General features: G+C 68.6%; 15 protein-coding genes. 12 read left to right on the top strand and 3 right to left on the bottom strand.

Translation table 11 applies throughout. From position 1 onward, the window contains the following. Entirely contained in the window at positions 1 to 405 is a 405-nt protein-coding gene (locus tag OHB12_RS13840) for a hypothetical protein (protein WP_327119602.1), read from the bottom strand. Positions 406 to 715: 310 nt separating this feature from the next. On the opposite strand from OHB12_RS13840, the gene OHB12_RS13835 reads away from it, so the two are divergent. Then, positions 716 to 1,201 carry an FBP domain-containing protein gene (locus OHB12_RS13835; RefSeq protein ID WP_327119600.1) on the top strand — a complete coding sequence of 162 codons (486 nt, stop codon included), beginning with the start codon at positions 716 to 718 and terminating at the stop codon, positions 1,199 to 1,201. 125 nt (positions 1,202 to 1,326) lie between these two features. Here OHB12_RS13835 and OHB12_RS13830 read toward each other — a convergent pair whose 3' ends face one another. Then, entirely contained in the window at positions 1,327 to 1,722 is a 396-nt protein-coding gene (locus OHB12_RS13830; RefSeq protein ID WP_327121094.1) for a VOC family protein, read from the bottom strand. A gap of 318 nt (positions 1,723 to 2,040) precedes the next feature. On the opposite strand from OHB12_RS13830, the gene OHB12_RS13825 reads away from it, so the two are divergent. From OHB12_RS13825 to OHB12_RS13785, 9 genes are all read left to right on the top strand, one after another. Next, entirely contained in the window at positions 2,041 to 3,153 is a 1,113-nt protein-coding gene (locus OHB12_RS13825) for an alcohol dehydrogenase catalytic domain-containing protein (RefSeq protein WP_327119598.1), read from the top strand. 276 nt (positions 3,154 to 3,429) lie between these two features. After that, a complete protein-coding gene (locus tag OHB12_RS13820; protein ID WP_327119596.1) occupies positions 3,430 to 3,774 on the top strand; it encodes a hypothetical protein in 345 nt (114 codons plus the stop codon). 29 nt (positions 3,775 to 3,803) lie between these two features. Then, positions 3,804 to 4,550: a 4-hydroxy-tetrahydrodipicolinate reductase gene (dapB, locus tag OHB12_RS13815; protein WP_327119594.1), complete on the top strand. Its 747-nt coding sequence runs from the start codon at positions 3,804 to 3,806 to the stop codon at positions 4,548 to 4,550. After that, entirely contained in the window at positions 4,547 to 5,047 is a 501-nt protein-coding gene (locus OHB12_RS13810; RefSeq protein ID WP_327119592.1) for a hypothetical protein, read from the top strand. The genes dapB and OHB12_RS13810 overlap by 4 nt, the downstream gene beginning before the upstream one ends. 28 nt (positions 5,048 to 5,075) lie before the next feature. Beyond that, positions 5,076 to 5,528, top strand: coding sequence for a flavodoxin family protein (locus tag OHB12_RS13805; RefSeq protein ID WP_327119590.1), 453 nt, complete (start codon positions 5,076 to 5,078; stop codon positions 5,526 to 5,528). Between the two features lie 111 nt (positions 5,529 to 5,639). Continuing rightward, entirely contained in the window at positions 5,640 to 6,329 is a 690-nt protein-coding gene (locus OHB12_RS13800; protein ID WP_327119588.1) for a response regulator transcription factor, read from the top strand. After that, positions 6,293 to 7,615: an ATP-binding protein gene (locus OHB12_RS13795; protein WP_327119586.1), complete on the top strand. Its 1,323-nt coding sequence runs from the start codon at positions 6,293 to 6,295 to the stop codon at positions 7,613 to 7,615. The genes OHB12_RS13800 and OHB12_RS13795 overlap by 37 nt, the downstream gene beginning before the upstream one ends. Further along, positions 7,608 to 8,627 (top strand): hypothetical protein, encoded by a 1,020-nt coding sequence (locus tag OHB12_RS13790; RefSeq protein ID WP_327119584.1) that lies wholly within the window; start codon positions 7,608 to 7,610, stop codon positions 8,625 to 8,627. The genes OHB12_RS13795 and OHB12_RS13790 overlap by 8 nt, the downstream gene beginning before the upstream one ends. An 81-nt stretch (positions 8,628 to 8,708) precedes the next feature. Beyond that, positions 8,709 to 9,908 carry a winged helix-turn-helix domain-containing protein gene (locus tag OHB12_RS13785; protein WP_327119582.1) on the top strand — a complete coding sequence of 400 codons (1,200 nt, stop codon included), beginning with the start codon at positions 8,709 to 8,711 and terminating at the stop codon, positions 9,906 to 9,908. 34 nt (positions 9,909 to 9,942) lie between these two features. On the opposite strand, the gene OHB12_RS13780 is transcribed toward OHB12_RS13785, so the two are convergent. Continuing rightward, positions 9,943 to 10,386 carry a hypothetical protein gene (locus tag OHB12_RS13780; protein ID WP_327119580.1) on the bottom strand — a complete coding sequence of 148 codons (444 nt, stop codon included), beginning with the start codon at positions 10,384 to 10,386 and terminating at the stop codon, positions 9,943 to 9,945. A gap of 148 nt (positions 10,387 to 10,534) precedes the next feature. Between OHB12_RS13780 and dapA the strand changes: the two genes are divergently transcribed. Together dapA and OHB12_RS13770 are read left to right on the top strand one after the other, a co-directional pair. Next, positions 10,535 to 11,443 carry a 4-hydroxy-tetrahydrodipicolinate synthase gene (dapA, locus tag OHB12_RS13775; protein ID WP_327119578.1) on the top strand — a complete coding sequence of 303 codons (909 nt, stop codon included), beginning with the start codon at positions 10,535 to 10,537 and terminating at the stop codon, positions 11,441 to 11,443. Then, a complete protein-coding gene (locus OHB12_RS13770) occupies positions 11,440 to 13,482 on the top strand; it encodes a ribonuclease J (protein ID WP_327119576.1) in 2,043 nt (680 codons plus the stop codon). The genes dapA and OHB12_RS13770 overlap by 4 nt, the downstream gene beginning before the upstream one ends. The last annotated feature ends 34 nt before the right edge of the window (positions 13,483 to 13,516 follow it).

Below are 13,516 nucleotides of genomic sequence, written 5' to 3'. Positions count from 1 at the left end.
TCAGGGCGTCCGCACTGCCTCCGGTTCCAGCCTGCTCCGCAGCGCCGTCACGCCCGCCGCGGCCTGGACGACGTACATCGCCAGCAGTGACCATAGGATCGGACCCCAGCCGCCGGTGTGGACGCGCAGCGCGCTGAGCGTCGCGACACCCCCGCCGGCCAAGGCGTAGCCCAGGCCGTGGGTCACCGCCGACACCGTGGTGGCCCACTCCGGTTCAGGCGTGCTCAGGGGAACCAGGGTGAGCACCAGCGACAATGCTCCCAGCCCGACGCCGATGGCGACGGCCAAGAGCCATGGAACTGTGGTCGGCATCCGCCACAGGCCGAGCAGCCCCGCGGCCGGCATCGCGGTGGTGACGACGATCGGCAGATCGCGCCATCGGATGCGAGAGGATCGGCGCAGCACACCCGGCAGTCCGACAGTAGGGAGATCCCTACATCTCGACGTCGCACCAACGCGAATATTTCGGTGCGACAACGGGACTCGGTCTGGCTATGATCCACCGGCAGATCCGGGAACTCGGTGCGGAGGGGAACCAGCGGTGATTGCGGCGCAGGCGAGGGCGTCTACACCGCCGACTTCGCGGTGCCCGCAACGTCTTCTGGGACTGAGCGGTCGGGGCAGCGCTTCGCGCGCCGAAATCCGTTGTTCGACTCCACGGCGGGCCCGTAATGTCGCCTCGGTTTGCCCATCGATCAACCGAAGGAGATTCGTCATGCACGCCGTCACCGAACGCGACATCAGGTCGTCGTTCGTCAACTGTTCGAAAGGCGAGGCCAAGCGACTACCCGTGCCCCGGGACCTGGACGATCGCCCGTGGGAGGATCTGGACTTTCTCGGCTGGGGTGACCCGTCCTTCCCCGGGCGGGGCTTTCTCGTCGTCCCACAGGACGATCGGCTCGTCGGTGTCGCGCTGCGCTACCCGACCGGTGGCTCCGGTCGGGCGCAGATGTGCACGATCTGCCTGACCACGCACACCGGCGGCGTCTCGCTGATGACCGCGCACAAGGCGGGCGAATCCGGGCGGAAAGGCAACTCGGTCGGCACCTACATGTGCACCGATCTCGCCTGCTCGCTGTACGCGCGGAACAAGAAGAGGCCCGCGCTCGGCAGCCGGTATCGCGAAGATCTCACGCTCGAGGAGAAGGTGGAGCGGGTGCGCGACAACATGAGCGCGTTCCTCGCGAAGCTCTACACCTGATCCCGAACTCGACAACGCTCCAGCACGCAGCCGACGGGCTGCGCACCCGAACGGAGGTAGATGCCATGCGCCGACACTCGAGGACCGGCCTGCCGAGGCGCCCCGCGGACGCCGCCCCCGTGTCGTTACGTCGGCCAGCCGCCGTACGGGACGGTGAGCAACTCCAGGAAATGACCGCTGGGGTCGAGGAAGTAGACGCCGCGACCGCCGTCGTTGTGGTTGATCTCGCCGACCCCCTGTTGACGGGGATCGGCCCAATGCTCCAGCCCGTAGCGCTGGATCTTGGCGTAGGCCGTGTCGAACTCGGTTTCGGAGATCAGTAATGCATAATGCTGGGCTTGGATTTCGGTGACGTGTGGCGGCACGTTGGCGAAGTCGAGGGTGACGCCATTATCCAGGAAAACCGGAATGAACGGCCCCCAAGGTGTTCCGATTTCCAATCCCAGGATGTCCGCCCAGAATTCGGCGGACACCCGATTGTCGTGGCAACCGACAATGGTGTGATTGAACTGTACAGACAGTGGAATTTCTCCTCTGGTCGTGACGATCCCGACCCCGGGCTCGGTACAAGGCGGCCAACGGGAGCACCGTCACGATCGAAGAAAATAGCACCGTACTCCCGAAAAGCGCCAGTGCCCCTCCGACCGGCCGACCCCCGGCGTCGAGTTTGCCAGCGGTGGCCACCCGTCCATCAGCAACCCGGCATACAGCGGCGCCCCAGATCTGGCGGTTGCCGCCGCACACGACGGCATCGGCCCACTCCCACTTTCGAGTGAAGCGAGACCGCGCATTGCGAACCCGCCGCGCCCGCGCGGCCAAAAACACAGTAAAAATGAACTATGAGGATTCGTGGGGCAGTCCTGGAGCGAATCGCTGCGCCGGTGCCGTTCGCCGAGTCGGCGCCGATCACCGTATGCGAGCTGGATCTGGGCGAGCCAGGACCGGGCGAGCTGCTGGTTCGGATCGAAGCGGCGGGGCTGTGCCATTCGGACCTGTCCGTGGTGGACGGCAATCGGGTGCGGCCGGTGCCGATGCTGCTCGGGCACGAGGCCGCAGGGCGGGTCGAGGTGGTTGGACCCGGTGGCAGCGATATCGAGGTCGGGCAGCGCGTCGTGATGACCTTCCTGCCGCGCTGTGGGGATTGCGCGGGCTGCGCGACGGAGGGACGGACGCCATGCGTGCCGGGCAGCGTCGCCAACAACGCAGGCGAACTGCTCGGCGGCGGTCGGCGGCTGATCCGCGACGGCACTGAGGTGCACCACCATCTCGGAGTGTCCGCCTTCGCTACCCACGCGGTCGTCGACCGCAGGTCGGTGGTGCCGGTCGACGACGATGTGCCGCCGGAGGTCGCCGCCGTGCTCGGCTGCGCTGTGCTGACCGGTGGTGGCGCCCTGCTGAATTCGGTGAAGCCGGGCCTGGGGGACCGGATCATGGTGGTCGGTCTCGGCGGTGTCGGCATGGCGGCAGTACTCGTCGCGATCTCGCTCGCGGCGGAAGGGCACGAGGTCATCGCGGTCGACACTGTTCCCGAAAAGCTCTCCCTTGCAAGGGAATTGGGTGCTCACGCGGTGTACACCCCGGCTGAGGTCGCCGAACTCGGTGTGCAGGCGGAGGTGGTGGTCGAGGCCGCGGGCAATATCCGCGCCTTCGAAACCGCGGTGGCGGCGACCGCGCCCGGCGGCACCACGGTCACGGTCGGCCTGCCGGCTCCCGACGCGCGTGCCGGCATCTCGCCGCTGGCCCTGGTCGCCCAGGGGCGTTCGATCGTCGGCAGTTACCTCGGCTCCGCCGTTCCCTCCCGCGACATTCCCGAGTACGTCCGTATGTGGCGCTCGGGCCGCCTCCCGGTCGAGCGGCTGGTCTCGGCCCACATCGGTCTCGACGAAATCAACCACGCCATGGATGAACTCGCCGCGGGCCACGCGCTGCGTCAGGTGATCATCTTCGATTGAGGTGTCAGCGGCCCCGGCGGGCGGAGCGGGTCCCGTGGTCATCGGGCCGTCCGGTGCTGGTTGCGCATCTCGATCTCGGATTCGATCCGGTGTGCTGATCTTTCGGAGCACCTGACGGCCCCGCGTCGGGCGGCAAGACGGTCTACCTCGAACCGTCTGGCCGCGCATGGCTGTTCAGCGCTCGATCGGGTACTGGCTCGTGGAACTCGATCGGCTGATCAGCGAGCGCTCGACGAGGACCTCGCAGCGGGCGAACTGAGCCGCAGGCACTGGCAGATGCTGCACCCCCTGGCAGACGGGCCGCAGCGCGCCGACGACCTCAGGGACGCACTCGACGCGTTCTGGACCCACGACTCCGAATGGAGCGGCGAACTGGCCGATGTGACGGACCGGGGGTGGGTGGCCGACGACGCGGGCATGCTGGCACTGACCGAGGCAGGACGCGTCACACATGATCAGGCATGGGTCCGAATCAGGGAGCGGCGGCGACGGATGGTCGAGGGGATCACCGACGAGCAGTACACGGAGACCGTGCGGGTGCTACAGCGGATGGCGCAGAACATGGCGGGCGCGCCGAGCACAGGTCAGCCGAACGGTATCCCGGCGCGGTCGATAGGCTGACCCGAACCGAAGCGGAATGAGGAGGTGCGGTGACCATTCGGGTCGGAGTGCTCGGAGCGCGCGGCAAAGTCGGACAGGCGATCTGCGCGGCGGTGGAGGCGGCGGCCGATCTGGAGCTGATTGCGTCCGTCGACAAGGACGATTCCCTCGACCGGTTCACCGCGGCCGACACCCAGGTGGTCGTCGACTTCACCCACCCCGATGTGGTGATGGGCAATCTGAAGTTCTTGGTGAACCACGGCATTCACGCGGTGGTGGGGACTACCGGGTTCGATGCGGCCCGCCTGGCGGAAGTGCGCGGCTGGCTGGCCGACCGCCGGGCGACCGGCGTGCTGATCGCCCCGAACTTCGCCATCGGCGCGGTGCTGTCCATGCGTTTCGCCGAACAGGCCGCCCGGTTCTTCGAGTCGGTCGAGGTCATCGAGCTGCACCATCCGAACAAGGCGGACGCGCCATCGGGCACCGCCTACCGCACCGCTGGTCTGATCGCCGCCGCCCGGGACAAGGCGGGCGTCGGCCGCAGCCCCGACGCGACGACGTCCGAACTGGATGGCGCGCGCGGCGCCGACGTGGACGGGGTACGGGTGCACTCGGTGCGCCTGGCCGGTCTGGTCGCGCACCAAGAGGTCCTGTTCGGCACCCAAGGGGAGACCCTCACCATCCGGCACGACTCGATCGACCGCTCGTCTTTCGCCCCCGGTGTGCTCCTCGCCGTGCGGGAGATCGCGAACCGTCCGGGTCTCACCGTCGGGCTCGACCCGTTCCTGGACCTGTGAGCAGCGCCGAGCCGGTCCCGAACGGGCAGAGTAAGGAAATTGTCAAGGTCGTAGCGCTGATCGTGGCGCTGGTTCTGGTGCTCGGCTTCTACTTTCTGCTGCTCGGCCGTATCGCGTTCAGCCTGATCGGTTCCGGTGACGTGGCGGCGATCATCATCGGCATCGGCGTGCTGATCCTGCCATTCCTGGGTGTCTGGATCGTCGCGGCGACCGTGCGGGCGGGCCTCGCGCATCAGCATCTGGCCCGGCGCATTCACGAGGAAGGTCTCGAGCTCGACACCTCGCAGCTGCCGCACCGCCCGTCCGGCCGTGTCGAGCGCGAGGCCGCCGACGCACTGTTCGCGAAGATCAAGGCGGAATGGGAAGCCGATCCGGACAACTGGCGGGTCTCCTACCGGCTCGCGCGCGCCTACGACTACGCGGGCGACCGCACCAGAGCCAGGGAGACAATGCGCCGCGCGGTCGCGCTGGAGCGCCACGAGCGCGGCAACGCCTGACCGTCGCGGGGGCCGATACCATCGCACCGTGGCCCGGTTGCTGATCATCCATCACACGCCGTCCCCGTATATGCAGGCGATGTTCGAGGCCGTCGTCTCCGGGGCCACCGACCCCGAGATCGAAGGCGTTGAGGTTGTGCGCCGGGCAGCGCTGGCCGTCACCACGCCGGACGTGCTGGAAGCCGACGGGTACCTGCTCGGCTCCCCGGCGAATCTGGGCTACATGAGCGGTGCGCTCAAGCATGCGTTCGACACTTTCTACTACCCGTGCCTCGATTCGACCCGCGGCCGCCCGTACGGGCTCTACCTGCACGGTAACGAGGGCACCGAAGGCGCGGAGCGCGGCGTGGAGCGCGTGACAACCGGCCTGGGCTGGGAGTGCGCCGCCGCGACGGTGGTCGTCTCCGGCCCGCCCGGCAAGGAGGACATCCAGCGTTGCTGGGAACTCGGCGCGACGCTGGCCGCGGGACTGATGGAGTAAGGGGGTCCCCCCGATTTCTGGTGTCTGACCATTCCAAGTGGCGGCCCGGCATACTGGCACAGCGATTGTTCCAGTGGGGATGTGGACAAGTGGTCGGGATTGGAGAGTCACGTGACGTGGGCCGAAGGATGCGGCGAGAACGCACCGCGCCGGATCGGATTGGTCGAAGACCACGAATCCGTCGCGATCGGTCTGGCCGCGATGCTTGCGCCGGAACCCGACCTCGATCTGGTGCTGGCCTCTGGCACCGTGCCGGACCTGCTGACCGCCGTCGATGGTGCGCCGCAGTTGGACCTGGTCGTGCTCGATCTGCGACTGGCCGACGGGTCGACACCCGAGGACAATGTGCGCGCACTGCGTGACCGCGGCATCGAGGTGCTGGTTTTCACCGGAGCGGACAACGTGTTCCTGGTGCGCTCCGCGGCGCGCGCCGGTGTGCTCGGCGTGGTGCGCAAGTCCGAGGATGTGCCGACCGTGGTCGCCGCGGTGCGCCGCGCGGCCTCCGGCGAACAGGTGGTCACCACCGACTGGGCGGCCGCCATCGACGGTGACCCGCAATTGTCGGACGTGGGTCTGAGCCCGCGCCAGGAAGAAGTGCTCACGCTGTACGCGTCCGGCGAGAAGGCGTCCCGGGTCGCGCGGTTGACCGGTTTGTCCGAGCAGACGGTCAACGACTATCTCGGCCGGATCCGGCAGAAGTACGCCGACGCGGGGCGTCCGGCGCCGACCAAGACCGACCTGTACAAGCGGGCGGTGGAGGACGGATGGCTACCGGTTCCCGAGCGGCATCCGCGCGGATGATCGTGTCCAGCATGCTGGACACCCCGCAGCCCTCCCACTCCATGCCGCTCGACCGGCCACGCGCGAGCCGTTGGCGCCGCAGGGTTGTCGCGGTGTCCAGGGAGAAGGTGTCCGAGGGCGCCGTCGGCCGCGTTCTGCGCGGGCTCGGTCTGGCCATCGGGATCGCGGGGGTAATCGCCGCGATCGTCGAGCTACCCGAGATCGCAAACCAGAGCCGGTTCGTGCCGCTCGGGTGGACGGTGGTCGAGGTGGCGCTGGCCTTCGGGTTGTTCCCGGTGCTCGCGGTCGTCTCGGTCGGGATGAGTTGCCGCGCCATCCAGTACGTCGCCGGTCTGGCGGCCGTGAGTTTCGTCGCCGCGATGGCGGTGGTCCCGTTCGCCTATTCGCGGCCCGAGGCCGAGGGGGCCTCGGTGTGGCTGTACCGGGTACTCGCGCTGGGTGTCCTTGCGGCCGTCCTTGCCTGGCGTCCGCCGCTGGCTATTGCGTACCTGCTGGTCAGCGCCGCACTCGGTGCGCTCGCGAATCTGTTCGTGCTGCGGGAGACCACAGCGCTCTCACTGCTAGGCGATTTCGCCAGGGCAGCAGGGCTCAGCGCGTTGTTTCTGTGGTGCGCTATTCATGCCAGGGTCGCGGCCGACCGGGTCGACCGCGAGTCGGCCATAGAGAGCAGCCGGGCGGCGGTGGTCGCGGGCGCGGCGGCCAGGGAGCGAGAACGGGCGCGCTTCGCCGCGCTGATCCACGACGCGGTGCTCTCGACTCTGCTGGACGCTTCGCGCGGCGGGACCGAATCGCCGGTGCTGCGCCGACAGGCCGAGCAGACCTTGGAACAACTCGACGCATGCCGGGTGGGCGAGGTCGAACCCGACCGGCTGGACGCGCAGTCCGCGATCGGGTTCCTGCGCTCGGCCGTGCACGAGGTGAACCCCGGCATCCGGTTCACCGCGCGGCGCTGGGCCGGATTCGACGATCTGCACCTGCCGGTGGAGGCCGCGAGCACGATCGCCGCGGCGCTGGCCGAGGCCGCGCGCAACAGCTTGCGTCACGCCACCTTCGAGGGCCGCGAGGTGCGCCGTACTGTCACCGTGACGATCAGCGCGGGCGGAATCCGCGTGGTGTTCCGGGACGACGGCACCGGTTTCGACCTGAGTGAAGTACCCGCCGATCGGCTCGGTATCTCGGTGAGCATCCTCGGCCGCATGCGCCGTCTCGCGGGCGGTGCCGGATTCGTGGAATCGCAGCCGGGTGAGGGCACGACTGTGACGCTGGTGTGGGGTGGAGATGGCTGACCAGGACACCGGGTTCGGACTGCGCGATCTGCTCGGCCTGCGTGACCGGGCGGCCTGGCTGTTCCTGATCATCCTCGAGACGACCATCGTGTTGTACATGGTTCGGAACTTTTCGGAATCGCCGCTGGTCGCCGCCGTTGCCGCACTGGTGCTGCTCGCGGTCGCCGGGGTCGTGGTGCTAGTGGTCCCGGTGGATCCGCTGCCCTGGCCCACGACGGTGTTCGTTGCCGCCTCCGGTCCGCTGGCGACTATCCTGACCGCGTTCGACGTGGAGCACGGGTCGTCGAGGCAGGTGTGGACGGCGTTTGCCTCGTCGTACCTGCTAGCGGTGCTGGTGCTGCGCGGACGGCTCGGCGCGGCCTGGCTCGGTGTCGCGGGTATCGGTGTGGTGATCGCGGTGGTCGGTCTGGTGGCAGGACCGCGGTTGAGTGTGGTCGTCGGCTCGATAGTCCCGGTCGCCACGGTCGCGGGGGTGTCGCTGTTCGCGGCGATAATGCGCCCGACCCAGCGTTCGCTGCGTCTGCTGCGCGAGGAGGCGACTATGCGCGCCGCCGCTGAGGCCGGTATGGCCGCGGAGAACGGGGAACGGAACCAGCAGCTGGCCAGGCTGGATGCGGTGGCGCGGCCGATCCTGGAACGCATCGCCGACGGCGACGAGCTCACCGCGGGGGAGCGCGAGCAGTGCAGACTCCTGGAGGCCGAACTGCGCGATGGACTTCGGGCTCCGCAGCTGGTCACCGACCAGCTCAGCAGCGCCGCACGTGGGGCACGTTCGCGCGGCGTGGAGGTGGTCCTGCTCGATGACGGCGGTTTCGCGGGCGTGCCGCGCGGGGTGCGTCGGCAGGTGATCGAAGCGGCCACTCGCGAATTGGACGCCGCGAACGAAGGGGCGGTCACGGTCCGTGTCCTGCCGGTGGGCCGGCGCATTCTTGCCACCGTGCTCGCGACGGCGCCGGATCAGGACCGTCGCCTGGAGATCGACGCGGCGGGCGTGGTGACCGTCTCGACCTAGCGCGGTTCATGGCGGTCCGGGAGGCCGATCGGCCCAACCGCCGCGACCAACCTGTCGGTCCCGCATGGCAAAGTTCCCTTCATGCGGAACATGAGTGCGTCGGCGGCGCGTCGAACGGCGTTGGCGGCGCAGGGTTTCGGTGCGCGCAGGCACGCGCGGGTCACCCGGCGGTCTGTGCTCGGGGTGCTGGACAGAACCCAACTGCTGCAACTGGATTCGGTGTCCGCGGTGGTGCGAGCGCACTACGCGCCGGTGTTCAGCCGGATCGGGGCTTACGACCGCGCGCTGCTCGACCAGGCCGCGTGGAGCAACGGCGTGCGGCGGCCGCGTGCACTCGTCGAGTACTGGGCACACGAGGCCGCGCTCATTCCGGTCGAGGACTGGCCGCTGATGCGCTGGCGAATGAGGCAGTACGAGCACGGGCGCTGGTCCGGCATGCGCAAGGTCGTGGAGCGCAATCCCACGCTGGGCAAGGACATTCTCGACGTGATCACCGAGGTCGGAGCGGCCACCGCCGGCGAGGTGGAGCGCCATCTCGAACTGGACAAGCCGCGCCCCAAGGGTTCCTGGTGGAATCTCAGTGACACCAAGATGATTTGCGAGCAGCTTTTCGCCGCCGGTTCGCTCTCCGTGGCCGAACGCGTCGGGTTCGCCAGGCACTACGACCTCACGGAGCGGGTGATCCCGGCGGACGTGCTGGCGCGCACCGTTTCCGAACAGGACGCGGTGCGCGAGTTGGTGCGCCGCGCGGCCACCGCGCACGGCATCGGCACCGAGACCGACCTGCGCGACTATTACCGCCTGCAACGTACCCAAACCGAACCGGCCATCGCCGAACTGGTGGACGCGGGTGAGCTGATCCCGGTGGCGGTCGAGGGGTGGGACAAACCCGGCTTCCTGCGGGCCGGTGCGCCCGCGCCGCGCCGCGTCGAGGGCGCCGCGCTGCTGTGCCCGTTCGACCCGCTGATCTTCTTCCGCGCTCGTACCGAGCGAATCTTCGACTTTCACTACCGCATCGAGATCTACACCCCGGAACACAAACGGGTGCACGGCTATTACGTCTTCCCGCTCCTGCTCGACGGCGAGCTCGTCGGTCGCGTCGACCTGCGCGCGGAACGAGCGACCGGTCGCCTTCGGGTGCCTGGTGCGTTCGCTGAACCCGGGTACGACACCCTGGCCACCGCGCACGCACTCACCGGCGCGCTGCGTGAGATGGCCGACTGGCTCGAACTGGACGAGGTGGTGATCGGTGACCGGGGCAACCTCGTCTCGCTGCTGTAGTCGATGACGTGGCCGGCTCGGGCGCGCCGCACAGTCAGGAGTCGCGCTTCGACCCGTATCCCCGCATCTGGTCGCGCAGCGCGCCGTGCACGGCACCGGACAGCCACGAATTCAGCGACTGACCGCTCTGTGCGGCAGCTTCTTCCGCGCGTGCCTTCATCTGCTCGACCAGCCGGAGCGTGACGCGGCTGATGTCGCCGGTCATCTCCTCGAACGTCGGGGCCTCGTCGGTTGCCGTGCTCTTGCGCACATCGATCGAGGCATCCGTGCCGTCGACCGACACGTGCACCGTTCGGTCGCCGAGCGCTGTACCGACCTCGGCGGCGAGCTCGGACAGCGCGGCGAGCAGCACCAGCCGTGCCGAGCCTTCCGTCGCCGCGGCCAGCGCCGCCGCGGTGGCCTGGGTCTTCTCGTCGCCGAGCGCTCCGGCCGCGATCAGGTTTTCGCGCAGTTGAGCGGTGTACTTGTTCAGATCCATGACATCAGTGTGACGTCATATGTGATGTCTTGCAAGGGGAAGTGCGACATCATCGTGCGGTCGTGGGAAGGGCATCGCCCAACCGGGCAGGTCCGAACGTCGACGAGGGTGTCGAGGGCGTGTCCTGGACCGGGTAGCCTTTCTGACCATGACGAACGGTGAATCGACGCCAACGGAGCTGCGCGCGTCCGGCACAGTAGGTGTCGCGATGGTGACCCCCTTCAGTGCCGACGGCAAGCTCGACGTCGATGCCGGGGTCGCGCTCGCGGCCCGCCTGGTCGACCGCGGTGTCGACCTGCTCGCGATCTCGGGAACCACCGGCGAATCGCCGACCAGCACCGAATCGGAGAAGGCAGACCTGCTGCGCGCCGTTGTCGATGCCGTCGGCGACCGTGCCACCGTGATCGCGGGGGCGGGCACCTACGACACAGCGCACTCGGTCGAACTCGCGCGCACCGCGCAGCGCGCGGGTGCGCACGGTTTGCTCGTGGTGACGCCGTACTACTCCCGGCCCAGCCAGGAGGGCCTGGTCGCGCACTTCACCGCCGTCGCGGATGCCACCGATCTGCCGGTCACCCTGTACGACATTCCAGGTCGGTCGGTGGTCCCGATCGCCAGCGACACCATCCGCACGCTTGCCGAGCATCCACGCATAGTCGCGGTCAAGGACGCCAAGGGCGACCTCAACATGGGCGCGGAGCTCATCGCGAGCACCGGCCTGACCTTCTACTCCGGCGACGACGCGCTCAACCTGCCCTGGCTTTCGGTCGGTGCTGTCGGATTCATCAGCGTCATCGGGCATCTCGTGCCTGAACGGCTGCGTGCGCTGTTGGAGGCCTACACCGCCGGTGAGGTGGTCCGTGCCCGCGAGATCAACGCCACGCTGCTGCCGCTGCACACCGCGATGGCCCGGCTGGGTGGGGTCGCGATGAGTAAGGGCGGGCTGCGGCTGCTCGGCGTCGAGGTCGGTGAACCGCGGCTGCCGCAGCTGATGCCCAACACCAGGCAACTGGAAGTGCTGGCCGCCGAGCTGCGGACGGTCGGGGTGACTTCATGAGTGATCCTGTGGCCCGTCGCCCCCGCCGCGGCGCTTCCCGCGCCGCGGGAGCGCCCGCACCGGTCGAACAGCCGAAACGGACCGAACAGCCGAAACGGACCGAAAAGCCGAAACGGACCGAAAAGCCGAAACGGACCGAAAAGCCGAAGCGCGCCGAACAGCCCGAGCCCCCGGCGTCCGCCGAGGTGAGCGTCCAGGCCGAGGTCGCTGTGCAGCCCCAGAAGAAGGCGAAGAAGTCCGCGCAGGCGAAGCAGGAGCCCACGCCGCGCGACGGGCAGCCGCGGCGTTCGGGCCGAGGGCGCCAGCAGTCCGGTCGTGGGCGTGCCGAAGCCCCCGCGCCGCCGCCGAATCCGGTCGCTGGGCACGACCGTCTCGGCGCCCCGCCCGCCCTGCCCAAGCAGGGCCTGCGCGTGTTCGCCCTCGGCGGCATCGGCGAGATCGGCCGTAACATGACCGTTTTCGAGTACGGCGGCAAGCTGCTGATCGTCGACTGCGGTGTGCTGTTCCCGGAGGACCAGCAGCCCGGCGTCGACCTGATCCTGCCCGACTTCCGCCCCATCGAGGACCGGATGGACGACGTGGTTGCCGTCGTGCTCACCCATGGGCACGAGGATCACATCGGCGCGGTGCCGTTCCTGCTGCGGCTGCGGACGGACATACCGGTCATCGGGTCACGATTCACCCTCGCGCTGGTCGCCGCGAAATGCCGGGAGCACCGCCAGCATCCGAAGCTGGTCGAGGTGACCGAGGGCCAGCACACCACGCACGGCCCCTTCGGCTGTGAGTACTTCGCGGTCAATCACTCCATTCCCGACGCGATCGCCGTCGCCATCCGCACACCCGCCGGTGTCGTCCTGCACACCGGTGACATCAAGCTGGACCAGCTTCCGCTGGACGGACGACTCACCGACCTGGCCGGATTCTCCCGCCTCGGCGACGAGGGCGTCGACCTGTTCCTGGTGGACTCCACCAACGCCGAGGTGCCGGGCTTCGTCACGCCGGAGCGCGAGATCGGCGGCGTGCTGGACACCGTGATCGGCAAGGCCCGCAACCGAGTGATCGTCGCGTCGTTCGCCAGTCACGTGCACCGCATCCAGCAAGTGGTCGACGTGGCCCAGAAGTATGGGCGGCGAGTGTGTTTCGTCGGTCGTTCGATGGTCCGCAACATGCAGATCGCACAGGAGCTGGGTTATCTCACCGTGCCGGACGGCGTGGTCGTCGACCTCGATGTGGCCGCGACGCTGCCCGGCGATCGGCTGGTGCTGATCTCGACCGGTTCGCAGGGCGAGCCGCTGTCGGCGCTGTCGCGGATGGCCCGCGGCGACCATCGCCAGATCAACATCCGCGCCGACGACTTGGTGGTGCTGGCCTCCTCGCTCATCCCAGGCAACGAGAATTCGGTGTTCGCGGTGGTCAACGGCCTTGCCAGGCTCGGAGCCACGGTGATCACCCAGCAGAACGCCAAGGTGCACGTCTCCGGACATGCGTCGGCCGGCGAGCTGCTGTACCTGTACAACGCGGTGCGGCCGACCAACGCGATGCCGGTGCACGGCGAATGGCGGCACCTGCGCGCCAATGCGGCCCTGGCCGTGGCGACCGGTGTGCCCGAAGACCGGGTGGTGCTCGCCGAGGACGGCGTAGTGGTCGACCTGGTCGACGGCATCGCTTCGATCGTCGGCCGGGTGACTGTCGGGCACGTGTACGTCGACGGCCTCTCCGTGGGCGACGTCGGTGAATCGACGCTGTCGGACCGGCTCGTGCTCGGCGAGGGCGGCTTCATCTCGATCACCGTCGCCATCGATGAAACCACCGGCAAGGCGGTCAGCACCCCCGAGCTCAGCGGACGCGGCTTCTCCGACGATCCGACCGCGCTCACCGACGCGGCGGAACTGGTGGAAATCGAACTGCTGAGACTGGCGGGTGAGGGTGTCACTGACACCCACCGGATCGCGCAGGGTGTGCGCCGTGTGGTCGGTCGCTGGGTGGCCGATAAGTATCGCCGTCGCCCGATGATCGTGCCGACCGTGATCGGCGTCTGATCCCCGAATGATGAAAAGCGCCGGACGGCTGAGC

The sequence above is a fragment of the Nocardia sp. NBC_01730 genome (assembly GCF_035920445.1).
Classification (GTDB): Bacteria; Actinomycetota; Actinomycetes; order Mycobacteriales; family Mycobacteriaceae; genus Nocardia.
This window is presented reverse-complemented; position numbering and strand designations above follow the sequence as displayed.

Coding starts and splice junctions, on each gene's coding strand:
- OHB12_RS13835 (WP_327119600.1), top strand. CDS start 716: ATGCACGCCGTCACCGAACGCGACATCAGGTCGTCGTTCGTCAACTGT.
- OHB12_RS13825 (WP_327119598.1), top strand. CDS start 2,041: ATGAGGATTCGTGGGGCAGTCCTGGAGCGAATCGCTGCGCCGGTGCCG.
- OHB12_RS13820 (WP_327119596.1), top strand. CDS start 3,430: ATGCTGCACCCCCTGGCAGACGGGCCGCAGCGCGCCGACGACCTCAGG.
- OHB12_RS13795 (WP_327119586.1), top strand. CDS start 6,293: ATGGCTACCGGTTCCCGAGCGGCATCCGCGCGGATGATCGTGTCCAGC.
- OHB12_RS13790 (WP_327119584.1), top strand. CDS start 7,608: ATGGCTGACCAGGACACCGGGTTCGGACTGCGCGATCTGCTCGGCCTG.
- OHB12_RS13785 (WP_327119582.1), top strand. CDS start 8,709: ATGCGGAACATGAGTGCGTCGGCGGCGCGTCGAACGGCGTTGGCGGCG.
- OHB12_RS13780 (WP_327119580.1), bottom strand. CDS start 10,386: ATGGATCTGAACAAGTACACCGCTCAACTGCGCGAAAACCTGATCGCG.
- dapA (WP_327119578.1), top strand. CDS start 10,535: ATGACGAACGGTGAATCGACGCCAACGGAGCTGCGCGCGTCCGGCACA.
- OHB12_RS13770 (WP_327119576.1), top strand. CDS start 11,440: ATGAGTGATCCTGTGGCCCGTCGCCCCCGCCGCGGCGCTTCCCGCGCC.